General features: G+C 61.0%; 20 protein-coding genes. 14 read left to right on the top strand and 6 right to left on the bottom strand.

Annotated features, from left to right (window positions below; translation table 11 throughout):
- Positions 1-10: 10 nt before the first annotated feature.
- From NN484_RS00085 to NN484_RS00110, 6 genes are all read left to right on the top strand, one after another.
- Positions 11-2,881 (top strand): aminotransferase class III-fold pyridoxal phosphate-dependent enzyme, encoded by a 2,871-nt coding sequence (locus NN484_RS00085; RefSeq protein WP_274658375.1) that lies wholly within the window; start codon positions 11-13, stop codon positions 2,879-2,881.
- Between the two features lie 9 nt (positions 2,882-2,890).
- On the top strand, positions 2,891-3,628 hold the full coding sequence (locus tag NN484_RS00090; RefSeq protein ID WP_215501918.1) for a 3-oxoacyl-ACP reductase family protein: 738 nt from the start codon (positions 2,891-2,893) through the stop codon (positions 3,626-3,628).
- On the top strand, positions 3,625-4,389 hold the full coding sequence (locus NN484_RS00095) for an SDR family oxidoreductase (RefSeq protein WP_274658376.1): 765 nt from the start codon (positions 3,625-3,627) through the stop codon (positions 4,387-4,389). The genes NN484_RS00090 and NN484_RS00095 overlap by 4 nt, the downstream gene beginning before the upstream one ends.
- Positions 4,390-4,391: 2 nt before the next feature.
- Positions 4,392-5,687, top strand: coding sequence for a DUF1302 family protein (locus tag NN484_RS00100; protein ID WP_274658377.1), 1,296 nt, complete (start codon positions 4,392-4,394; stop codon positions 5,685-5,687).
- Positions 5,688-5,759: 72 nt separating this feature from the next.
- Positions 5,760-6,596 (top strand): outer membrane lipoprotein-sorting protein, encoded by an 837-nt coding sequence (locus NN484_RS00105; RefSeq protein WP_274658378.1) that lies wholly within the window; start codon positions 5,760-5,762, stop codon positions 6,594-6,596.
- 33 nt (positions 6,597-6,629) lie between these two features.
- Positions 6,630-9,245, top strand: a complete 2,616-nt coding sequence (locus NN484_RS00110) for an efflux RND transporter permease subunit (RefSeq protein ID WP_274658379.1) — start codon at positions 6,630-6,632, stop codon at positions 9,243-9,245.
- Between the two features lie 69 nt (positions 9,246-9,314).
- Here the strand turns inward: NN484_RS00110 and NN484_RS00115 are convergent, their stop codons facing one another.
- The 3 genes from NN484_RS00115 to NN484_RS00125 form a co-directional block, all read right to left on the bottom strand.
- Positions 9,315-9,725, bottom strand: coding sequence for a MerR family transcriptional regulator (locus tag NN484_RS00115; RefSeq protein ID WP_215501914.1), 411 nt, complete (start codon positions 9,723-9,725; stop codon positions 9,315-9,317).
- A 200-nt stretch (positions 9,726-9,925) separates the two neighbouring features.
- Positions 9,926-10,501 carry an NAD(P)H-dependent oxidoreductase gene (locus NN484_RS00120; protein ID WP_127650140.1) on the bottom strand — a complete coding sequence of 192 codons (576 nt, stop codon included), beginning with the start codon at positions 10,499-10,501 and terminating at the stop codon, positions 9,926-9,928.
- 55 nt (positions 10,502-10,556) lie between these two features.
- Positions 10,557-11,438 carry a LysR substrate-binding domain-containing protein gene (locus tag NN484_RS00125; protein ID WP_274658380.1) on the bottom strand — a complete coding sequence of 294 codons (882 nt, stop codon included), beginning with the start codon at positions 11,436-11,438 and terminating at the stop codon, positions 10,557-10,559.
- Between the two features lie 214 nt (positions 11,439-11,652).
- Here NN484_RS00125 and NN484_RS00130 point away from each other — a divergent pair, with 214 nt between their 5' ends.
- Entirely contained in the window at positions 11,653-12,417 is a 765-nt protein-coding gene (locus NN484_RS00130; RefSeq protein ID WP_274658381.1) for a sulfite exporter TauE/SafE family protein, read from the top strand.
- On the opposite strand, the gene NN484_RS00135 is transcribed toward NN484_RS00130, so the two are convergent.
- Positions 12,407-12,721, bottom strand: coding sequence for a putative quinol monooxygenase (locus tag NN484_RS00135; RefSeq protein WP_274658382.1), 315 nt, complete (start codon positions 12,719-12,721; stop codon positions 12,407-12,409). The two genes, NN484_RS00130 and NN484_RS00135, sit on opposite strands and share 11 nt — an antisense overlap.
- 182 nt (positions 12,722-12,903) lie before the next feature.
- Between NN484_RS00135 and mdaB the strand changes: the two genes are divergently transcribed.
- From mdaB to NN484_RS00170, 7 genes are all read left to right on the top strand, one after another.
- Positions 12,904-13,494 carry an NADPH:quinone oxidoreductase MdaB gene (gene mdaB / locus NN484_RS00140; RefSeq protein ID WP_215501910.1) on the top strand — a complete coding sequence of 197 codons (591 nt, stop codon included), beginning with the start codon at positions 12,904-12,906 and terminating at the stop codon, positions 13,492-13,494.
- 125 nt (positions 13,495-13,619) lie between these two features.
- The gene (locus NN484_RS00145; RefSeq protein ID WP_027614142.1) at positions 13,620-14,531 is read left to right on the top strand and encodes a LysR family transcriptional regulator; all 912 of its coding nucleotides are present in this window, start codon (positions 13,620-13,622) and stop codon (positions 14,529-14,531) included.
- 103 nt (positions 14,532-14,634) lie between these two features.
- Positions 14,635-15,528, top strand: coding sequence for an NAD-dependent epimerase/dehydratase family protein (locus tag NN484_RS00150; RefSeq protein ID WP_274658383.1), 894 nt, complete (start codon positions 14,635-14,637; stop codon positions 15,526-15,528).
- 366 nt (positions 15,529-15,894) lie between these two features.
- Positions 15,895-17,244 (top strand): GntP family permease, encoded by a 1,350-nt coding sequence (locus tag NN484_RS00155; protein ID WP_215501907.1) that lies wholly within the window; start codon positions 15,895-15,897, stop codon positions 17,242-17,244.
- Positions 17,245-17,259: 15 nt separating this feature from the next.
- Positions 17,260-18,120 carry a MurR/RpiR family transcriptional regulator gene (locus tag NN484_RS00160; RefSeq protein ID WP_274658384.1) on the top strand — a complete coding sequence of 287 codons (861 nt, stop codon included), beginning with the start codon at positions 17,260-17,262 and terminating at the stop codon, positions 18,118-18,120.
- Between the two features lies 1 nt (position 18,121).
- Positions 18,122-19,579, top strand: a complete 1,458-nt coding sequence (locus NN484_RS00165; RefSeq protein WP_274658385.1) for an N-acyl-D-amino-acid deacylase family protein — start codon at positions 18,122-18,124, stop codon at positions 19,577-19,579.
- A gap of 151 nt (positions 19,580-19,730) precedes the next feature.
- Positions 19,731-20,099, top strand: a complete 369-nt coding sequence (locus tag NN484_RS00170; protein ID WP_127650122.1) for a glyoxalase superfamily protein — start codon at positions 19,731-19,733, stop codon at positions 20,097-20,099.
- Positions 20,100-20,159: 60 nt separating this feature from the next.
- Here NN484_RS00170 and NN484_RS00175 read toward each other — a convergent pair whose 3' ends face one another.
- Both NN484_RS00175 and gliR read right to left on the bottom strand, forming a co-directional pair.
- Positions 20,160-20,525, bottom strand: coding sequence for a DUF6124 family protein (locus tag NN484_RS00175; protein ID WP_274658386.1), 366 nt, complete (start codon positions 20,523-20,525; stop codon positions 20,160-20,162).
- A gap of 481 nt (positions 20,526-21,006) precedes the next feature.
- Positions 21,007-22,023, bottom strand: coding sequence for an AraC family transcriptional regulator GliR (gene gliR, locus NN484_RS00180; RefSeq protein ID WP_127650118.1), 1,017 nt, complete (start codon positions 22,021-22,023; stop codon positions 21,007-21,009).
- Positions 22,024-22,100 lie beyond the last annotated feature (77 nt).

The following is a 22,100-nucleotide window of genomic DNA, read 5'->3' on the forward strand; positions in this document are numbered from 1 at the left end:
TATGACTGTCATGGATTACCGCGATTACGTTCGGCCGAAATTCGTTGAACTGATGCAGGCCCTGGGCCTGGAGTGCCAGTTTCATCGAGCGCTGGGCAGCAAACTGTTTTACCGCGACAAGCAGGGTGACGAAGTGACCGTCACCGACTTTCTCGGTGGCTACGGTGCGGCGCTGTACGGTCACAACGATCCGCAGTTCGTCGATCAACTCTGTGGGCTGTTGCGCGCAGACGTGCCGTTCAACGCGCAAATGTCGGTGCGGGGGGCAGCAGGGCAGTTGGGGCGCGAGCTCAGTGAAGCGTTCAACCGTGAGTTGAATAACACCGAGCGCTACATTTCCACGTTCTCCAACAGCGGCGCCGAGTCGGTGGAAATCGCTGTCAAGCATGCCGAATACCGTCGTCAGAAAAACCTGCAGAAGCAGTTCGACGAGCGCGATTTCGAACTGGCCAATCTGGTGGCCAGTGACAAGGCGTATGTCGAGCTGGACGTCGATGATCTCGACCTGCCGGCCGGCCTGCTGCCGCCGAACCTGTCCTGCGTGACCGTACGCCAGGTGGCCGAGGCGGTGCGTCAGCACAACCTGGCGCAGTTGCATGTCGAGCCGGTGTTCCTCGCCGTACGCGGCAGCTTCCACGGCAAACTGGTGAACACCGTGCAACTGACTTACGGCAAGCAATACCGCAAGCCGTTTGCCCGGTTCGGGCTGAATGTCGAGTTTATCGATCCGCATCAACCCCAGCAGCTTCAAGACCTGCCAGCCCGTCACCAGCACCACTGGCTGAGCCTGGAATGGAGCGGTGAAACCCTGCGCGTGCGCCGTGAAGCGTTCAGCGCAATTACCGCAGTGCTGCTGGAGCCGATTCAGGGCGAAGGCGGGATCAACGAGTTTGCCAAAGAGTTCTACCTGGGCCTGCGTCGCCTGTGCAACGAGCAGCAATGCCCGTTGGTCATCGACGAAGTGCAGTCGGGTTTCGGTCGCACCGGCACCTTGCTTGGCGCCAGCCATTTCAATCTGCAGGGTGACTACTACTGCCTGTCCAAAGCGCTGGGCGGCGGCCTGATGAAAATCGCGGCCACGGTGATTCGCGCCAGTCATTACGAAAACGATTTCAGCTACATCCACAGCTCGACCTTCGCGGAAGACGATGCGTCCTGCCATATCGCGCTGGCGGCCCTGCGCCGACTGTTCGAGAACGACAGCGCCATGCTCAAGGACGTGAACAAAAAGGGCGAATACCTCAAGGCGTCGCTGCTGGAGCTCAAGGCGGCTTATCCGGACGTGATCGCCGATGTGCGTGGGCGCGGCCTGCTGCTGGGTTTCGAACTGCACGATCTGACCGGCACCCGCTCACTGGTTCAGGCGTCGGCGCAGTACAACGATGCGCTGGGCTACATCATCGCCGGCTACCTGTTGCAGTTCGAGTCGCTGCGCGTCGCGCCATCTGGCAGCAACGCCAATGTGATTCGCCTGGAGCCTCCGGTGTGCATCACCTTCCAGGAAATCGATGGCCTGATTGCTTCGCTGCAGAAAGTCTGCGACATGCTGCGTCGCCGCGATGCATTCCCGCTGGCCGCCGGGGTGTGTGCCGACAGCATCGCCCAGGTGCCAGCGCGCGACCTCAGCTTCACGGAGACCGAAAGCCTCCCAAAGCCTGACGAGAACGTGCGCGTGGTAGCCCGCGTGGCGTTCATCAACCACCTGATCGATGCGGACATGCTCAGCGACGTCGACCCTTCGCTGTCGAGCCTCACTGCCGAGCAGAAGCGCGAGTTCATCAAACGCATGGCCCCGGAACGCCGCGCCGCGCCGATCGGCCCGGTGCAGATTCGCTCGAAACTGGGCACCGCCGTGGAGTTCACCTTGTATCCGCTGTGCATGGATTCCGATGCGATGGCGGCCTACATCGCCAGCGGCGATCTGGACACCATCCGCGAGGAAGTCGGCAATCGCATCAAGGACGCTCGCGCCGATGGCTACAGCGTCGCCGGGTTGGGCATGTACACCTCGATCGTCACTAACAACTGCCAGGCCCTGAAAATTCCTGACATGGCGCTGACCTCGGGCAACGCGCTGACCATCGGCATGGGCCTGGAGGCGATCGAGCAGGGTTGCCGGCAACAAGGGCTTGAACTGGGCCAACAGACTGCAGCTGTGGTCGGCGCCGCCGGCAACATTGCCTCGACCTACGCCTCGCTGCTGTCCACCAGCGTTGAACACCTGATCCTGATCGGCAGTGGTCGCGACGGTTCGCTGCGGCGCCTGGAGAAAACTGCGCATCAGATCTACGCCGAAGCCGCCCGCGCGATTCTCAAGGGCCTCGTCGAGCACGATCGACTCGCCACTCGCTTGCAGCAACTGCGGGGTATCGATGCCCTGTTGCAGGCCCATGGCAACAGCGCCGATCTCGGTCAGCTCGTGGCGCAACTGGTCGACGAGCAACTGGGAAGTAACGCCTTTATCACCGTCAGCAACGACCTGAGTGTCTTGAAACAGGCGCGCATCGTGCTCTGCGCGGCGAATGCTCCGCAGGCGTTTCTCGGTGCCGAGCACTTTGCCGAGAACAGCGTGATCTGCGACATCGCGGTACCGCTGAACGTCGACCAGAACCTCGCGAACCAGCGTTCCGACGTGCTGTACATGCATGGCGGTATTGTCCAGACGCCGATGGGTGACGGTCTGGCCAACAACGTGCGCGCCTACCTCAAACAAGGGCAGTTGTATGCCTGCATGGCGGAGTCGGTGTTGATGGGCTTGTCCGGCATGAAACAGCACTACTCCTTCGGCGACATCAGTCGCGAGCAAGTGCAGCAGATCCGTGCGCTGGCCGCGACCCATGGCTTCAGCCTCGCCCAGTTCAAAACCGACAACTCGCTGTAAGGAACGGTCATGCCGAACAAAGTAGCAGTAGTGACCGGCGGCAGCCGTGGCATCGGCCGGGCCATTGTCCTGGCGCTGGCAGGAGCCGGTTATCACATCGCGTTCAGTTATGTGCGCGATGAAGTGGCCGCGATGGCCTTGCGGGATGAGGTGCAGGCATCGGGTGTGGATTGTCTGGCGCTGCAATGCGATATCAGCAGCGGCGACAGCATCCAGTCGTTCTTCGGGCGGGTCGAGGCGCATTTCCAGCGTGTCGATCTGCTGGTCAACAACGCCGGCATTACCCGTGACGGCTTGCTGGCGACGATGCCCGCCCGTGACATTGTGGACGTGATCCAGACCAACCTGGTCGGCACCTTGCTCTGCTGTCAGCAAGTGCTGCCGGGCATGTTGCGCCAGCGCAGTGGCTGCATCGTCAATATCAGTTCGGTGGCGGCGCAAAAGCCCGGCAAAGGCCAGAGCAACTACGCTGCGGCCAAGGGTGGTGTCGAGGCCATGACCCGCGCGCTGGCGGTCGAGCTGGCGCCGCGCAACATCCGGGTCAATGCGGTGGCACCGGGGATCGTCAAGACCGAGATGAGCACCGCGCTGATCGGTAGCCAGGAGGAGCAAATCCAGTCGCGGCTGCTGATCAAGCGTTATGCCGAACCGCAGGAGATTGCCGAAGCGGTGTTGTACCTCGCCGACCGTGGCCTGTACCTGACCGGGGAGGTCCTGCCGGTGAACGGCGGGTTGAAAATGCCATGAGCCGCACCATTCTGATTACCGGTGCGGCCAAGGGCATCGGCCGTGCCGTCGCCGAGGACTTCGCGGCCAATGGCGACAATCACCTGATCCTGCTGGACCTCGACTTGCCGCAACTGCAGACCTGGGTGGATGAGCAGCAGGAGCGGATCAAGGCGCGGGTCGAGACCCATGCGGCGAACATCGCCGACCTGCCGGCCATGGAAGCGTTTTTCAAGCACCTCGGCACCCAGGTCCGGCAGGTCGACGTGCTGGTCAACAGCGCCGGTATCTGCAACGAAAACGAGCCTGAGGATCGGCATAACTGGCACAAGGTGATTTCGGTCAACCTCAACGGTACGTTCTACGTCACCTCGTTGTGCCTGGCGCTGATGCCGGATCGCGGGCGGATCATCAACATGTCCTCGATCCTCGGCCGTGCTGGCAAGGTGCGCAATACCGCGTACTGCGCGTCCAAGCACGGCATCGTCGGCATGACCAAGGCCCTGGCGCTGGACCTGGCGTCGCGGCAGATCACGGTCAACGCGATTCTGCCGGCGTGGATCGATACGCCGATGCTGCAGGGCGAACTGGCGACGCAAGCGGCGATTGCCGGGCTGACCCAGGAACAGATCGTGCGCAACGCGAAGAAAAAACTGCCGATGCGCCGCTTCATCCAGAGCGAAGAAGTGGCCGCGATGGTGCGTTATCTGGCCAGTCCTGAAGCGGGAGGGGTCACGGCCCAGAGCCTGGTGATCGATGGCGGCGTCGGGTTGGGAATGTAGCGATGCCAGGATCTATCAACCGCATCGCGTGGACGGTGTGGGCATGCGTGGCCGCTCCGGCGGCCTTCGCGGCCCTGGAGGTCGACGACCTCAAGCCCGATTACGCCGACGCCGAAATCGGCGTGGCCACGGCCCTGCGCCTGCACGGTGACGATCAGGTCACGCAGAAGGCCATGTATTTCAAAGCCAATCTGGAGGACAACTGGGACGGCGGCTATTACAAGGCCAAGGGCCGTGTGCGTTATGACGCGCGCTACGACGGCAACAATCCGTACAGCGAACGGGCCCGGGAAAAGTATCGCTTCGACGCCGATTGGCGGCATCTGTATGTCGGCCATTCGCTGGGCGACGGTGAAGTGACGGTCGGCTGGCAACAGGTGGTCTGGGGGCGCGCGGATGAATTGCGCGTGCTGGACCAGATCAACCCGCTGGACTACCGCGACGGTCTGACCCCGCTGCTCGAAGACAGCCGCATCGCCGTGCCGATGGTGCGCGTGGCGCAGCCCGTGGGCGAGTGGGAGCTGGAGGCGCTGTGGATCACTGACTTCGTCAAGAACCGGCCGCCAGTGGCGGGTAGCGAATTCGCCGCGCCGTTGTTTGCGGCACCGGATCCCGAGTATTTCCTGCTTGATTCCAAACCCGGTTATGACGGCGACAAGGGCTATTCCTACGGCCTGAGTGCCAATGGCCGGATCGGTGCGGTGGACACCAGTTTCGTGGCGCTGAGCGCGCGCCAGCAGGACCCGGTGTACGCCGTCGAAGGCCTGGCCGATGACGGCCGCACGCGCCTCGAACGGCAGTTCCCGCGTTACACCATGGGCGGTGCGGGGCTGGCGATCGATGCCGGGCACAGCATCGTGGTGCGCAGCGAAGTCGCCTGGTTCGATAACTGGCGCGTGACCAATCCGACCCGCGCCTACGGGGCCGACAGCACCTCAATGGTCAAATCACTGCTGGGGGTCGACTACCTGTGGCGTGACTGGCTGATCTCCGCGCAATGGCAGGAGCAGGTGTTGCTCGACTGGCAGGACGGGATGTTGCAGGACAAGCGCGAGCCGCTGTTCACCCTGTCGGCCGAAGGCACCCATTTACAAGACCGGCTCAAGAGCCGACTGGTGGCGGCCGCCTCGCCGCCGCTCAAGGACAACGCGTTGTTGCAGGGCATCTTCACCTACAAACCGGTGGACTACATCAAGCTCGGGCTGGAAGTGGATGTGTTCTTCGGCAAGCCCGACAGGACCTTCGGCGCGTACAGCAAGCGCGATCAAGTGCGGCTGTCCGCCGGCTATCTGTTTTAACCCGTGACACCTGCCTGCCGCCGGTGGCGCAGGCGCCAATAAATGTACTTATCCGACGAAAAGGGAATTCCAATGTTGCCGCTTTTGAAAAGTCTGACCGCCACCGCGTTGATCCTCAGTGGCGTCTGCGCCAGCGCTGCCGATGGCAGCAATGCCGATGAAATCATTCGTCAGGTGCGCGAACGCAATGACGGTAAAAGCTTTATGTCTCAGGTCTCGCTGATTCTCCACGACAAGAAGGGCAATACCCGTGTTCGTGAGTTCACCTACCTGCAGAAGGACTACCCGGACAGCGACAAATTCAGCATGTATTTCTCCGCGCCCACCGACGTGCGCGATGTCGCGTTCCACATCGAAAACCCCCACGAGACTCTGGGCCTGGAAGACAGCCAGTGGATGTACCTGCCGGTCAGCCGCCAGACGCGCCGCATCTCCACCACCGACAAGCGCGGTTCGTTCATGGGCAGCGAGTATTCCTATGCCGACCTGGACAAGATCCGGGTCAAGGATTACTCGCAGAAACTCGTTGGCGAGGAGCAGATCAAGGGCCGCGACTGCTACGTGATCGAGCGCGAACCGGCATCCTCCGAAGTGCTGGCCAAGACCGGCTACAACAAACTCAAGGTGTGGATCGACAAGCAGAATTTCCTGGTCATGCGTCAGGACTTCTTCGACGTCAAAGGCGTGCTGATCAAGCAGATGCGTACGCAGAAGGTCGAGACCATCGACACGATCGACAGCATCGTGCTCAGTGAAACCGAGCACTTCATCGACGGCACCCGCTCGGAAATGCGCTTCAACCAGCTGCAGTACAACGTCCCGCTGGAAGACCGACTGTTTACCCAGACCGCGATCAAGCGCGGCCTGAAAACCGGTGACCTGCCGGAATTTTCCGTGTCCGCCCGCTAAGCGCCGCTCCCGACGACCCTGGAACACATGATCATGGAAAGATATCTGAATTTCGTCGAGCGCTATGCGCGGGCGATTGTTTTCCTGCTGGTGGCGATTACCGCGTATTTCACCTATACGCTGGGCGCGCTGGTTTCGGACACCAACCCTTATCTGCTCAAGGAAAGCCATCCGGCGCGCAAGACCATCATCGATTTGCAGGATGAATTCACCGGTACGTTCGACTCGGTGATGGTGGCGCTGAACAATCCGCAGACGGTGTTCAACAAACAGACGCTCAACGCGCTGTTTTCGATGTCGCAGTCGGTGCGCAAGATGATTCTGGCCAACGATGCCGACAAGGAGCAGCTGGCGCAAATCGTCGCCAGGTACCCGAACGACAGCCGCGCGCAGTTGTTGACCCGGGACATCCTCGAGGACGGCTTTTCCCAGAACGATTACGCCCAGGCCAAGGCCTTGCGTGACCATGCGCAGAGCCAGAACTGGGATGCCCATGATCAGCTGTTCCTGACCTTCCTCGCCGAGCGGATCAACCCGATCCGCGAAATGGCCTCGATGGGGGATCTGGAAAATATCGTCCTGACCGACGACGGCGAGTTGTTGATCCACAAGACCCTCAATGCCTACGACATGGACCCGGCCGTGGTCGAGTCGCAGATCATGGGCAACGAGCTGATGGTCGACGGGGTGGTATCCAAGGACAAGAAAGTCGCGATGCTGGTGGCCGAGCTCGGCACCAAGCAGGACGACGCCCAGGCGCAACTGCGTGCTTATCAGATCGTGCGTGGCATCGTCGCGCAGTACCAGGCCGAGCATCCCGAGTACAAGGACGATATTTTCATTGCCGGCATGCCGATCTTCATCGCCGCCCAGCAGGAAATCATCGACCATGACCTGGCGGTGCTGTTTCCGATCGTGTTTCTGCTGATCACCCTGCTGCTGATGTTCTTCTTCCGCAAGCCGCTGGGCGTGCTGTTGCCGCTGTTCAATATCCTGTTCTGCACCATCTGGACGTTGGGGCTGATGGCGCTGTTGCGGGTGCCGTTCGATCTGCTGACCAGCGTGCTGCCGGTGTTTCTGTTCACCATCTGCTGCTCGGACGCCATCCATGTGATGGCCGAATATTACGAGCAGAAAAACGCCGGCAAGAGCAACCGTGAGGCCAATCGCGAAACCCAGCGCCTGATGGTGGTGCCGGTGGTGTTGACGACGGTGACGACCATCGCCACGTTCATGATTTCCACCACCAACAACATCGTCAGCATCCGCAACTTCGGCGTGTTCATGTCCATCGGCCTGACGGCGGCACTGATCATTTCACTGCTGCTGATTCCGGCGTGGATTTCCATCTGGGGCAAGGATCAGGCGCCGCAGGCCAAGGTCGAGGCCCACAAGGAATCGATCATCTCGCGTTATCTGGTGGCGTTTTGCGCCTGGATGATCCGCTTTCGCAAGCCGATTCTCATGCTCATGCTGCCCTTGCTGGCGCTGGCCACGGTGTTCACCTTCCGCGTCGATATCGAAGACTCGGGCATCGCCTACTTCAAGCCTGAGAGCCACATTCGCGTATCCGATCAATTCATCAACCACGCGAAGGTCGCGGGCACGGCGCCGGGCTGGATCGCGATCGACAGCAAGGAACCGCGCGGGGTGCTGACCACCGAAGTGGTGCAGTTCATCGACAAGCTCGACCACTTCATCAAGCAGCAGCCGCACGTGAGTTACGGCTACTCGCTGGCCACCTACGTCAAGCGCATGAACCTGGTGCTCAACGACATGAACCCTGACTACCTGCGCGTTCCCAACGCCATGGAAAAGGTGACATCCGTCAATGACGACGGGCAGGTCGAACGTTTTGAAGTACCGGGCAATTCACTGATCGAGCAGCACGTGATGCTGTTCGAAAACGGTGGCGGCTCGGACCTGAACAACGTGCTCAACGCCGACTTCTCCAAGGCCTTGACCCTGTACACCATGACCTCGTCGGTCGCCAGTGACTATCAAGGCATGCTCGATCGCCTCGACGCCTGGCTGCTGGTGAACAAACCGGCCAACCTGGAAGTGACCCACGCCGGCACCCCGTTGATCTGGACCGGCGTACTGCAGGAAATCACCCAGGGCCAGGTGTTGAGCTTTTCCCTGGCGCTGCTGGTCGTCACGCTGATGATGATGTACTGGCTCAAGTCGGTGCGGCTCGGCGTCCTCGGCATGTTGACCCTGTTGACCACGTCGGTAACGGTCTACGGCTTCATGTTCCTGTTCAATATCGAACTGAACATCGGCACGACGCTGGTGACGTTCCTGGTGGTGGGCGTGGTCGATTACGCGGTGCACCTGCTGTCGCGCATCAAGCTGCTGGTGCAGCAGGGCATCGAAATCGATGCGGCGATCCTGCAGGCGATGCACAGCGTCGGCCGCTCGACGGTGATCAACGTGGTGATCTTTTCCGTGGGCTTCATGGCGCTGCTGTTTTCCGACTTCAAGCCGATTGTCGACCTGGGGGCGCTGGTGGCGATGGCACTGTTCTCCAGCGGCGTCATGACCATTGTCCTGGTGACGCTGGTGTCGCCGTGGTTCTTTGCGGCGATTGCGCCGGTTGCCCGACCTGCTCAAGGGCAACCAGAGGTCGGCGAGGCAGTGCCGGGCTGAGTGCCGATAAGCCGGGTCCGCCTGCCCTGATACGACAGGCGAACCGGGTCAGGCGTCGCAACAGGGTTTTCAGTTCAGCGTAGCGCCCGGGGTTTTTTCCCCTTGCCGGGCGATGCGCTCGAACTGGCATTCCTGTCGCGCTTCGTGAAGATTGGTTTCAAACGCTTCAAGACCATCGTACAACTGCTGCAAATCGCCGATCTGGGCCACCAGCTCGGCTTTTTTCTGGGCGATGGCATGCTGGGCCATGTCCCAGGGGAATTCGTCGCCGCGGTAGTTGTTGAGGATGACCTGCAGCTCCTTGAGCTTGAAACCCAATTGCTGGGCGCACTTGATGAACGTCAGCACTTCGACGCTTTCCTGACTGTAGATCCGGTATTTGCCTTCGCGCTTGGGCTGCGGCAGCAGGCCGATTTCCTCGTAATGGCGAATGCTTTTGACTGTGGTGCCCGACAGCTGGGCGGCTTTGCCGATATACATAAAGATCCGTCTCGATGATCAAACAGGGCGTAGCGGGACCAGGTTTGAAGCCTGATCGGCGGGCGATTATAGGGTGAATAGCATCGGCAGGTTGCAACTGTGCGTAAATGATGCGCACAGCTGACGGACGGGGTCGGCAAGAGCCCGTGAAAGGGACTGACGGCGGCGGCTGCGCCGTCAGGTGAACAGGTGCGCCAGCGTCAGAAAGCGGCGCTGGCCCGGGCCTGCTCCAGCCAGGTGTCGCGCTGGTTGGGCTTGGAGCCGATCATGGGGCCGAACGTCAGGGTCTTGATCGGCTTGATCCCACAGAATTCCAGCGTGGTCTTGCGCACCTGGTGCAGCCCCGGCATGCCGTAGACCCATTTGTAGTACCAGTACGGCGTGTCCATGGTCACCAGCAGATGCGCCGTGCGGCCCTTGAGCAGTTTGTCCGGGAAGGCTTTGCCCTCGCGGTACTTGAAGGCAAATCCGGGCAGGAAGATGCGGTCCAGGAAGCCCTTCATCAGGGCCGGAATCCCGCCCCACCAGATCGGGTAAACGAAAGTCAGGTGTTCGGCCCAGGTGATGTCGGCCTGCGCCTGCAGCAGATCCGGCTCCAGCGGCTGAACCTTGTTGTAGCCCTCGTGCAAGACCGGGTCGAAGTCCAATGCGTCCAGACGCATCAGGCGCACGTCATGCCCGGCGTCTTTGGCCGCCTGGACGTAAGTATCGCTCAATGCTCCGCAAAAACTGTCGTTGGAGGGGTGACCCAGAATCACGAGCATTCGTTTGCTCATCGTGTGTACTCCTGAAAAGAAGCTCACAGCATAGAGTCTGCCCCTAGCGGTAGAGTCAAGGTGCCAACGCATTCAGCAGGGCCTGTGCATAGGCCGGCAGGTGCGCGAAATCGCGCGCACACAGATGCAGCGTGCGGTTGGCCCAGGCGTCGTCCAGCGGCACACAGGTAAACGCGTCCGTCGAAGGCCAGCGCTCAACCGCGACCCTGGGCACGATCGCCAGTCCCACCCCGCGCGTAACCATGCGCATGAGGCCATCGAAGCCGTCAGCGCGAATGCGGATGGCCATGCGCTGGCCGACATGCAGCGCCTGTTCTTCCAGATGAATCGCCAGCGCACTGTCGGTGCCCAGGGCCACGTAGTCATGGCTCAGGGTTTCGGCGAAGCTCAGCGCGGTTTTCGCGGCCAGCGGATGGCCGCGCGGCGCGATCAGCACCAGCGGATCGGCGCGAAAGGCCAGGGTCTGCAAATCGCGGGTATCGACCGCATCGGAGACGATCCCCAGGTCCGCCGCGCCTTGCCGCAGGGCATGGGTGATGCGGGCGCTGGGCAACTCCTGCAGATCGATGTCAAGGTTGGGATGGTCGCGCAGAAAGTCTGCGAGCACCTCTGGCAGGTATTCGGTGATGGCCGTGGTGTTGCACAACAGGCGTACCTGACCTTTGACGCCCTTGGCATAGTCGGCCAGATCCTGCTGCAGGCGTTCGGCCTGTTGCAGGAGGATCCGCGCGTGGCGGGCCAGCGCCTTGCCGGCCGGTGTCGGGGTTACGCCACGGCGCCCGCGCTGCAGCAAATCAGTGCCCAGCGAGGCTTCCATGGCGCGGATGCGGGCGCTGGCGGCGGCGAGCGAGAGATGGCTGCGGGCGGCGCCGGCGGTGATGTTGCCGCTGTCGAGGATGTGCAGGTAGAGGCGCAGGTCGGTGAGGTCGAAGTGCATGGGCAGCCTGTGGTTTTTGTAGTGTCTGGACAGACCTCTTCGCGAGCAGGCTCGCTTCCACATTGGATTGGCGGCGAGCACGAAACTTGTAGGAGTGAGCCTGCTCGCGATGGGGCCAGTCGCCTCAATGAATTATTAAGCCTCTTGCATTGGCAGAGGCACCCTCAGTATATGGCAGATTTTCAACCCACCACCCAAGGCGCACAGTAGCGCCATGAACACACTCGCAGATTTCTACCAAAACCTCGGCCTGGCCTTGTCCTTGCTGGTCCTCGTCACGTTCGTCCTGGCCGGCCTGATCAAAGGTGTGATCGGCCTCGGCCTGCCCACGGTTGCCATGGGGCTGCTCGGTCTGGCTATGGCGCCGTCGCAGGCTGCGGCACTGCTGATCGTTCCGGCAACGCTGACCAATGTCTGGCAACTGGCATTCGGCGGGCATTTGAGAGGGTTGATCAAACGCCTGTGGCCGATGCTGCTGATGATCTTTCTCGGCACCGGTATTGGCACCTTGTCGATCGGCATGGCGGGCGGACATTGGGTGGTGCGCGGGCTGGGCGCGGCGTTGCTGCTGTATGCGTTGAGCGGGTTGTTGCTGCCGACGCTGCAGGTCAGCCCTCGGCATGAACCGTGGCTCGGTCCGGTGTGCGGAGTGATCACCGGCGTGATCACTTCGGCCACCGGGGTGTTCGTGATCCCGGCGGTGCCGTATCTGCAAGCGCTGAGCTTGAACCGCGATCAGTTGGTGCAGGCGCTGGGCCTGTCGTTCACGGTCTCGACCCTGGCGCTGGCCGCTGGGTTGTTGTGGCGCGGTGCGCTGGGCGGTGGCGAGCTGAGTGCCTCGCTGCTGGCGCTGATCCCGGCATTGCTGGGCATGTGGTTCGGCCAATGGCTGCGCCAGCGGATCAGCGCCGTGCTGTTCAAGCGCGTGTTTTTTCTCGGACTGGGCGCGCTCGGCGCCCATCTGCTGATCAGCGGTTAGCCGACGACGCGCTGAGCATGTCGATCCGACGGATATCGAAATCGCGCTCCAGGTACGCCATGCGGTTGTCGAAAAACTCGCGCATGTGCGGCAGGTTCGAGTGCACGTCCAGGTGCGCCTGGCTTTCCCAGATCTCGTAAAAGATGAACAGCGTCGGGTCCTGCTTGTCGCGCAGCATGTGGTACTCGATACAGCCGGGTTCGGCGCGGCTCGGCTCGACATAGGCGCGAAACAGCGCTTCGAAGGCCTCGGCTTTTTCCGGGCGGGTCTTGGCGTGCAGGATGAAACCGTGGTGTTCACTCATCAAAACAACTCCTCAAATGCAGATGGCCGAGAATGCTATTGCAACAATCGGCATTCGATTCGTGCTTTTTGATCAAATGTATTTTGCGCCGACGCGGCTTATTCCGCGCGAGATGGGTGGTTAACCTGCCGCCATTCGTTTTCCCATCTTTCTCCAGCCCAATGGCTGCGCGAGGCGTTCTCATGAAAAAAGTGTTGTTGCTCAATGGCGGCAAGAAATTCGCCCACTCCGACGGTCGTTACAACGCCACCCTGCACGAAACCGCGCTGAGCGTGCTCGATCGCGGCGGCCTGGATGTCAAAACCACCTTCATCGACGAGGGCTACGACGTTGCTGAAGAAGTCGCCAAATTCCTCTGGGCCGACGTGATCATCTATCAGATGCCGGGCTGGTGGATGGGCGCGCCGTGGACCGTCAAAAAGTACCTCGACGAAGTCTTCACCGAAGGCCACGGCAGCCTTTACGCCAGCGATGGTCGTACCCGTTCCGACGCGTCGCAGAAGTACGGCAGCGGCGGCCTGATTCAGGGCAAGCAATACATGCTGTCGCTGACCTGGAACGCACCGCAGCAAGCCTTTGATGACCCGACCGACTTCTTCGAAGCCAAGGGTGTCGACGCGGTGTATTTTCCGTTTCACAAGGCCAACGAGTTCCTCGGCATGAGCGGTCTGCCGACGTTCCTCTGTGTGGATGTGATGAAACGTCCGAACATCGAGGCTGATGTGGCGCGTTATGAGCAGCATTTGACCGAGGTGTTTGGTCTGAAGGCCTGAGTGGTTTCGGGCTACTATCGGTGGTAACAGCAAAAGATCGCAGCCTTCGGCAGCTCCTACAGGAACCCCTTTCCATGTAGGAGCTGCCGAAGGCTGCGATCTTGGCGATGTCAAAGAGGATACCCGTGAAAGCCAGATCCGATGAGTTGCAGATTTTCGTCTGCGTGATCGAGTGCGGTTCGATTTCCGCCGCCGCCGAGCAGGTCGGGCAGACGCCGTCGGCGGTCAGCCGTACGTTGTCGCGGCTGGAAGCCAAACTCGACACCACGCTGATCAACCGCACCACGCGGCGCATGGACCTGACCGAGGAGGGCAAGTACTTCTTCGAGCAGGCCAAGCTGATCCTCGATCAGATGGATGCCCTCGAAGAGCGTCTGTCCTCTCGCCAGCAAACTCCGTCCGGACGCCTGCGAATCAACGCCGCGTCGCCCTTCATGCTGCACGCCATCGTGCCCTACATCGACGAGTTTCGCGGGCTGTACCCGGACATCCAGCTCGAACTCAACAGCAACGACCTGATCATTGATCTGCTGGAACAAAGCACCGACGTCGCCATCCGCATCGGCACCCTTGCCGACTCCACGTTGCATGCGCGCTCGCTGGGTTGCAGTCCGCTATTGATCGTCGCCAGTCCGGCGTATCTGGAGAAGCACGGCGCACCGCAGCAAGTCGCCGACTTGAGCGAACACACCTTGCTCGGTTTCACCCACAACGAAGGCCTCAACCAATGGCCGCTGCGTTACGTGCATGGCGACCGCTGGCCGATCACCCCGGCGATCAGCGCCTCCAGTGGCGAGACCGTGCGCCATCTGGCGCTGGAAGGGCAGGGCATTGCCTGCCTGTCGCACTTCATGACCATCGACGACATTCGCGCCGGGCGCCTCAAGGTGCTGCTGGCGGAGTTCAACAGCGGTTATCGCCAGCCGATCAACGCCGTGTACTACCGTAACTCGCAACTGGCGCTGCGCATTCAGTGCTTCCTCGACTTTATTCAGAGCAAACTCGCGGCCTACGCCAGCGCCGACTTCAAAGGCTGATTCGTGACCCCTGCGCAAGAGTGAATTGGTCGGTGGCGGGTTTTTCCGCTCGGGTTACCGGTCGATACTCGCTGCATCACTTATTCACGCAGGGAGTTTCTCCATGAACGTATTCATCACTGGCGCTGCCGGATTTATCGGCGGCTCCATCGCCACCGGCCTGGTCCAGGCCGGGCACACTGTCACAGGCCTGGTGCGCAGCGCCGAACAGGCTGATGAGCTCAAGGCATTGGGCATCACTCCGGTGATCGGCACCCTCGAAGACAGCACGCTGCTGGCCGATCAGGCCCGCGTCGCTGATGCGGTGATCAACGCCGCCAGCAGCGACCATCGTGGCGCCGTCGAAGCCTTGCTCGACGCCTTGCGCGGGTCGAACAAAGTGTTCCTGCACACCAGCGGATCGAGCATCGTCGGCGATGCCTCGGGCGGCAAATCCAGCGACGTCATCTACTTCGAAGACAACCTGCCGGAGCCTACTGTCGACAAAGCTGCCCGCGTGGCGATCGACAACTTGATCCTCGCGGCGGCGAAGGATGGCGTGAACTCGGCGGTGATCTGCAACACGCTGATCTACGGCCACAGCCTGGGTGTGCATCGCGACAGCGTGCAACTGCCGCGATTGTTGAAGCAGGCCCGCAAGAGCGGTGTGGTGCGCCATGTCGGGACCGGGCAGAACATCTGGTCCAACGTGCACATCGAAGACGTCGTCGCCCTGTACCTGCTGGCGCTGACCAGGAACGTGCCGGGCACCTTCTACTTCGTCGAAAGCGGCGAAGCCTCGTTCATCGACATGACCACCGCCATGGCCCAAGCCCTGAACCTCGGCCAGCCACAAGACTGGCCGCTGAAAGACGCCGAAGCCGAATGGGGTTACGAAATGGCCAACTACGGCCTCGGCTCCAACAGCCGCGTACGCGGCAAACACGCCCGCGAACTGCTGGGCTGGGCGCCGAAGCGTACGTCGGTGGTGGACTGGATTCGTAACGAGATGGTGTGAGTCCACGCTACACCGTGTGAAGCCATTCGCGAGCAAGCCCGCTCCCATAGGTTGATCGCATTCCTTCGGCCAGAATGCGGTTCACTTGTGGGGGCGGGCTTGCTCGCGAAAGCGGTGTATCAGTCAAACAGTCATGTTTTGACGCACCGCTATCGCGAGCAGGCTCACTCCTGCAGGTTTTTGCATTCGGCAGAGGAACATGTAAATCCCGCCCCGTGATTTTCATTCATCACGACAAGACATATCCGTTAGCGACACGCCTTATCTCTCTACGAAAATTACTTTCATGGCGTTTGAAAACTCGATCTCGAAATGATTTATGAGTTTCACAACCCATTCGAACGTGACCCTTTCGAGGAGTACCGCATGACGCCTTCCTTCGGCTATTGGCTGCTGATGTATGCCGCCGTCGCCATCATTGCGTTGATCGTGTTGATCGCCCGTTACCGGCTCAATCCATTCATTGTCATCACCCTGATTTCCATCGGTCTGGCATTGGTGGCGGGGATGCCGCCGTCGGCTGTGGTGGGGGCGTATGAGGCCGGGGTAGGCAAGACGCTGGGGCATATTGCGCTGGTGGTCGCGCTGGGGACGATGCTCGGCAAGATGATGGCCGAATCCGGCGGCGCGGAGCAGATGGCGCGCACGCTGATCGCGAAATTCGGCGAGAAAAATGCGCATTGGGCGATGGTCTGTATCGCGTTTCTGGTCGGCTTGCCGCTGTTCTTCGAGGTGGGCTTTGTGTTGCTGGTGCCGATTGCCTTCACCGTGGCGCGGCGGGTGGGTGTGTCGATTCTGATGGTTGGCCTGCCAATGGTTGCCGGTCTGTCGGTGGTGCATGCGCTGGTGCCGCCGCACCCGGCGGCGATGCTCGCGGTGCAGGCGTATCAGGCATCGGTTGGGCAGACCTTGCTGTATGCGATTGCCATCGGCATTCCGACCGCGATTATCGCCGGCCCCCTGTACGCCAAATTCATCGTGCCGCGCATTCAACTGCCGGCGGATAACCCACTGGAAAAACAATTCCTCGACCGCGAACCGCGCGACAAACTTCCGGGTTTCGGCATCACCATGGCGACCATTCTGTTGCCGGTAGTGCTCATGCTGATGGGTGGCTGGGCCAACCTGATTTCCACGCCGGGCAGCGGTTTCAACCAGTTCCTGTTGTTCATCGGCAACTCGGTGATCGCGCTGTTGCTGGCGACCTTGTTGAGTTTCTGGACGCTGGGCATTGCCCAGGGTTTCAACCGTGAATCGATCCTCAAATTCACCAACGAGTGCCTGGCACCGACCGCCAGCATCACCTTGCTGGTGGGCGCCGGCGGCGGCTTGAACCGGATTCTGGTCGACGCCGGCGTGACCGATCAGATCGTCGGTCTGGCCCACGAATTTCACCTGTCGCCGCTGATCATGGGCTGGCTGTTCGCTGCGTTGATGAGGGTCGCCACCGGTTCGGCGACCGTGGCCATGACCACCGCATCCGGCGTGGTCGCGCCGGTGGCCATTGGTCTGGGTTATCCACACCCGGAGCTGTTGGTGCTGGCGACCGGCGCCGGCTCGGTTATCTTTTCCCACGTCAACGACGGCGGCTTCTGGTTGATCAAGGAATACTTCAACATGACGGTCGCGCAGACGTTCAAGACCTGGACCGTGCTCGAGACGCTGATCTCACTGGTCGCCTTCGGTCTGACCGTCGGCCTTTCTTACCTGCTGTAACCGGAGCCAGCCGCCATGGACATCCTTTATCAGATCCGCGCCCGTCAGGACTCCTTCAGCGCCGGCGAGGGGCGTATTGCCCGGTTAATGCTCGACGATGTTGGCTTTGCCGCGAGCGCCAGCCTCGAAGATCTGGCGCAACGGGCCGAGGTCAGCACCGCCACGTTGTCGCGTTTCGCCCGCACGGTTGGCTGCCGCGACCTGCGTGATCTGCGCCTGCAACTGGCTCAGGCCAGCGGCGTTGGCAGTCGTTTTCTCGACCCGGCGGGTACGCCTGAACAGTCGGCGTTCTACAGGCAGATTGTCGGCGATATCGAAACCACGCTGCGCCAGCATCTGGCCGGATTCGACGAATCACGCTTCGCCGATGCGGTGAAAATGCTCGGCCAGGCGCGGATGATTCATGCGTTCGGCATGGGCGGTTGCTCGACCCTGTGCAGCGATGAGTTGCAGGTGCGGCTGGTGCGCCTCGGCTACCCGATTGCGGTGTGTCACGACGCGGTGATGATGCGCGTCACCGCTGCCAGCCTGAACGCCGAACAGGTGCTGATTGTCTGCTCGCTGACCGGCATCACCCCGGAGCTTTTGGAAACTGTCGGGCTGGCGCGCAACTACGGCGCCCGCATCCTCGCCATCACCCGCGCCGAATCGCCTCTAGCCGAATTGGCCGACATCCTCCTGCCGCTGCAAGGCGCGGAAACCTCGTTCATCTACAAACCGACGGCGGCGCGTTACGGCATGCTGCTGGCCATCGACGTGCTCGCCACCGAGCTGGCGCTGGCCAGTCCTGAAGACAATCAAGAGCGTCTGCGGCGGATCAAACTCGCCCTCGACGAATACCGTGGCGGCGACGATCACCTGCCGCTGGGAGACTGACATGCAGTACGACACGCTGATTCGCAACGCCCTGGTCATCGATGGCAGCAACACGCCGGGCTACCGCGCCGATGTGGCGATGCTCAACGGCCGCATCGAGCGCATCGGCGACCTGCACGATGCCCGCGCCACAGAAGAAATCGACGCCGCCGGCCGCGTGCTCGCACCGGGTTTCATCGACGTGCACACCCACGACGACACCGTGGTCATCCGCCAGCCCGAGATGCTGCCCAAGCTCAGCCAGGGCGTGACCACGGTGATTGTCGGCAACTGCGGGATCAGCGCCTCGCCAGTGAGTTTGAAAGGCAATCCGCCGGATCCGATGAACCTGCTCGGCACGGCGGCGGCCTTCGTCTATCCGCGTTTCAGCGATTACCGCGCTGCCGTCGAAGCGGCGAACACCACGCTCAACGTCGCCGCACTGGTCGGCCATACGGCACTGCGCAGCAATCACCTCGACGACCTGTTCCGCACCGCCACGCCAGACGAAATCGCCGCGATGCGCGAGCAATTGCGCGACAGCCTGGAGCATGGCGCTTTGGGTTTATCCACAGGCCTGGCTTACGCCAGCGCTTTCAACGCGTCCACCGATGAAGTGAAACAACTGACCGAAGAACTGACGGCATTCGGCGCGGTGTACACCACCCACCTGCGCAGTGAATTCGAGCCGGTGCTGGAGGCGATGGACGAAGCGTTCAGCATTGGTCGCCACTCACAGTCCCCGGTGATCATTTCCCACCTCAAATGCGCCGGTGTCGGTAACTGGGGGCGTAGTCCGCAGTTGCTCGCGGCGCTGGAGGAGGCCGCGAAAACCCAGCACGTGGGTTGCGATTGCTATCCCTATGCGGCGAGTTCTTCGACGCTGGATCTGAAGCAAGTCACCGATGCCCATCGCATCACCATCACGTGGTCGACACCGCATCCGCACGTCAGCGGTCGCGATCTGATCGACATCGCCGCCGAATGGAATGTGCCGCTGCTGGAAGCGGCCAAGCGCCTGCAACCGGCGGGCGCCGTGTACTACGGCATGGACGAGGCGGACGTACGAAAAATCCTCGCGCATCCGCTGTCGATGGTCGGTTCTGACGGACTGCCGGAGGATCCGTTCCCGCATCCGCGCCTGTGGGGTGCTTTCCCACGGGTGCTCGGACATTTCAGTCGCGATGTCGGGTTGTTTCCGCTGCACACTGCTGTGCACAAGATGACCGGTCTGTCGGCGGCGCGCTTTGGCTTGAAGGCGCGCGGCGAGATTCGTGAAGGTTATTGGGCGGATCTGGTGTTGTTCAATCCGGCGACGGTGCGTGACGTGGCGGATTTCCACGACCCGCAGCGGGCGGCGCAGGGGATTGATGGGGTGTGGGTCAATGGCGTGCTGAGCTATCGCGACGGACAGGCCAATGGTCGCCGGGAAGGGCGGTTTTTAGCGCGGGACGGAGATTTGCGCGAAGGTTTCAATTGATTGTCAAGCCCCTGTAGGAGCTGCCGCAGGCTGCGATCTTTTGATCTGTGCCCCATAGTGGCACTCTGAGATTAAAGAATGTCGAAACCAAGCCGAATCGCTGACATCCAGCCCAGTGACACTCTTGGGTCAATCAGTCAGGGAGCACCCCATGAGCTTCGGCAAAACCACCCCGATCCTGCGGATCTTCGATGAAGCCAAGGCGTTGGAATTCTACGTTGATTTCCTCGGTTTCAAGATCGATTGGCAGCATCGCTTCGAAGCCAACTTCCCGTTGTATCTGCAGGTGTCCCGTGGCGAGTGCGTGCTGCACCTGTCCGAGCATCATGGCGATGCGACGCCGGGTTCGGCGTTGCGCATCGAGACCGATGAGCTGGAGGCGTTTGAGCAGCAATTGCTGGCCAAGGATTACAAGTTCTCGCACCCGGGGATTCAGGCGATGCCGTGGGGGAGCCAAGACATGACGATTGCTGATCCGTTTGGTAATCGACTGGTGTTTACCAACGCGATCAGTCTCTGAGCCGAGCCATACAAAAAAGCCCGCTGCCCAACCATTAAGGTCTGGCAGCGGGCTTTTTCGTTATTCGGTCGGCACTAACGTATCGAGCACGCGATTGACGGCGATTTCCGCCACCATCACCACCTGCGCGATGCCTTGCAGGGTCTTGCGGTGCGAGCCTTCCAGCAGGCCGGCGAAGTCGTTGAGCATGACGGTGGCCGAACCAAGGGTTTCGCAAGCGTCGGCCAGCAACGGTTCGGTGCCACTGGCCGGGTTGGCCATGTAGAGGCGATTGGGCTGGTAAGGGGTGGCCATGATGGCGGGCGCCGGCGGGCCGAGATAGTGGTCGAGCGCACGCTCGGCGGCTTCGTGGAATTTCTTTGATTCGGGAGTTTCGTAGGGGGAGGCCGGATCGGTGTCCGGTGGGTTTGGCGTAACTTTGAACATAGGCTGTGTTCCCGTTATTGAGCGCCAGCCCCTTTGCTACTAAACGAAAGGGTGGCAGCTGTACGCAGGTTAGTAGACCGGGGAACTCAGCTTAAGCCGGCGCGCCGAAGCGCCCTACGTACAGCCACCATCAAGCTCAGGTATGCAGCACCTGTGATGAATGTACGACCAACCGAATTACCTCGGGCTACTAAACCCGATCACTGGGAATCAGTGACGGAATCAAGTTACCGATGGGCTCCAAGGCGCACAAGCCGGCGGATTCTGGCTTAGCCGTAGGCAGCGGCGCAAGGATTTGTGGGTGGTTTCGCGTAACGCTGAGTGTCCTTAAACATCTGCGCAAAAAAATGTTTATTGCGTTATGGCGGCTGGCCTCATCGCGAGCAGGCTCACTCCTACAGTGAGCTGTGCCGAACACAAAATCTGCGTTCACTGAAGTTCAACTGTAGGAGTGAGCCTGCTCGCGATGGCGCCAGTCCCGTCACCCCCGATGCATCTGCCGAAACTCTCCCGGCGGCATTCCGCGCCTACTCTTGAACGTGCGGTGAAACGACCGTGGTTCGGTAAACCCCAGATACTGCGCAATGTCCTGAATCGGCAGTGTGCTGTTCAACAGGTAATGCTCGGCCAGCTCCTGGCGCAGGTCATCGAGGATTTGCTGATACGACGTCCCCGCCTGATGCAACTGGCGTTGCAGCGTACGCACCGACACTGCCAGTTGCTCGGCCACCTGTTCCTTGCGCGGCAAGCCTTCCTTGAGCAACTGGCGCAGGATGCTTTTGACCCGCTGCTGCAGCGACGCATCCTCCAGCGTCGCCATCAGGCCCATCGCGTGTTCTTCCAGAGTGCGCAGCAATTGCGCATCGGCCTGGCGCAACGGCAATTGCAGGTACGGCAGCGGCACGATCAGCGCTGAATAAGGTTTATCGAAAAAAACCGGGCAAGCGAAAAAGGCTTCGTACTGCGCCGGGGTGGTCTCGGCCGGGCAGGAATGTTCCAGCCACACGGCGGCGGGCGACATCTGCGTGTCGGCGATCCAGCGTGCATAGTGCAGCCACGAACCGAGGACGTTTTCCACCAGATGCCGACGGATCCGTGGGCGCTCGTAGCGGCAAGTCCAGATCAGGTGCACGTGGCCGTCCTGCACTTCGGCACGGCTGACGCCCATGTCGCCCACCAGTTTTTCGAACGGCATGATCCGGCTCATGGCCTCACCCAGGGTCGCGCAGTTCATGGTGATGTAACCCAGCACGCTCCAGGAATTGGGCAAGACGAAGTTCGCCGCGTTGAGACCGAACAGCGGATCGCCCGAGTGTTCGCAGAAGTAATCCAGCAGGCGCTCATGCACCTCACCCGGCAGGCGCAGGGTGTTGTCGCTCAACTGCGCCCCCTGCAAACCGGCCGCCGCCAACGCCGGCTCGATGGCCATGCCCAATTGCTCGGCATGGCGCACGTATTTGAGCAGCGGCGGAACGGAGGTGAAGCCGAGCGATTGCATGATCCAGTTCCCTTGATCAAGGCCTGCATGAGCGAATGAATGGCTGAAAGGTAATTTGAAACCACGGCTAAAGTAAA

The organism is Pseudomonas serboccidentalis (assembly GCF_028830055.1).
GTDB classification, from domain to species: Bacteria; Pseudomonadota; Gammaproteobacteria; order Pseudomonadales; family Pseudomonadaceae; genus Aquipseudomonas; species Aquipseudomonas serboccidentalis.

Bases quoted from the DNA above. Each gene is read 5' to 3' on its own strand.
- NN484_RS00115 (WP_215501914.1), bottom strand. From the start codon at position 9,725: ATGTATATCGGCAAAGCCGCCCAGCTGTCGGGCACCACAGTCAAAAGC.
- NN484_RS00175 (WP_274658386.1), bottom strand. From the start codon at position 20,525: ATGTTCAAAGTTACGCCAAACCCACCGGACACCGATCCGGCCTCCCCC.
- NN484_RS00170 (WP_127650122.1), top strand. From the start codon at position 19,731: ATGAGCTTCGGCAAAACCACCCCGATCCTGCGGATCTTCGATGAAGCC.
- NN484_RS00090 (WP_215501918.1), top strand. From the start codon at position 2,891: ATGCCGAACAAAGTAGCAGTAGTGACCGGCGGCAGCCGTGGCATCGGC.
- NN484_RS00165 (WP_274658385.1), top strand. From the start codon at position 18,122: ATGCAGTACGACACGCTGATTCGCAACGCCCTGGTCATCGATGGCAGC.
- NN484_RS00095 (WP_274658376.1), top strand. From the start codon at position 3,625: ATGAGCCGCACCATTCTGATTACCGGTGCGGCCAAGGGCATCGGCCGT.
- gliR (WP_127650118.1), bottom strand. From the start codon at position 22,023: ATGCAATCGCTCGGCTTCACCTCCGTTCCGCCGCTGCTCAAATACGTG.
- mdaB (WP_215501910.1), top strand. From the start codon at position 12,904: ATGAAAAAAGTGTTGTTGCTCAATGGCGGCAAGAAATTCGCCCACTCC.
- NN484_RS00155 (WP_215501907.1), top strand. From the start codon at position 15,895: ATGACGCCTTCCTTCGGCTATTGGCTGCTGATGTATGCCGCCGTCGCC.
- NN484_RS00130 (WP_274658381.1), top strand. From the start codon at position 11,653: ATGAACACACTCGCAGATTTCTACCAAAACCTCGGCCTGGCCTTGTCC.
- NN484_RS00125 (WP_274658380.1), bottom strand. From the start codon at position 11,438: ATGCACTTCGACCTCACCGACCTGCGCCTCTACCTGCACATCCTCGAC.
- NN484_RS00160 (WP_274658384.1), top strand. From the start codon at position 17,260: ATGGACATCCTTTATCAGATCCGCGCCCGTCAGGACTCCTTCAGCGCC.
- NN484_RS00110 (WP_274658379.1), top strand. From the start codon at position 6,630: ATGGAAAGATATCTGAATTTCGTCGAGCGCTATGCGCGGGCGATTGTT.
- NN484_RS00135 (WP_274658382.1), bottom strand. From the start codon at position 12,721: ATGAGTGAACACCACGGTTTCATCCTGCACGCCAAGACCCGCCCGGAA.
- NN484_RS00100 (WP_274658377.1), top strand. From the start codon at position 4,392: ATGCCAGGATCTATCAACCGCATCGCGTGGACGGTGTGGGCATGCGTG.
- NN484_RS00085 (WP_274658375.1), top strand. From the start codon at position 11: ATGGATTACCGCGATTACGTTCGGCCGAAATTCGTTGAACTGATGCAG.
- NN484_RS00150 (WP_274658383.1), top strand. From the start codon at position 14,635: ATGAACGTATTCATCACTGGCGCTGCCGGATTTATCGGCGGCTCCATC.
- NN484_RS00120 (WP_127650140.1), bottom strand. From the start codon at position 10,501: ATGAGCAAACGAATGCTCGTGATTCTGGGTCACCCCTCCAACGACAGT.
- NN484_RS00105 (WP_274658378.1), top strand. From the start codon at position 5,760: ATGTTGCCGCTTTTGAAAAGTCTGACCGCCACCGCGTTGATCCTCAGT.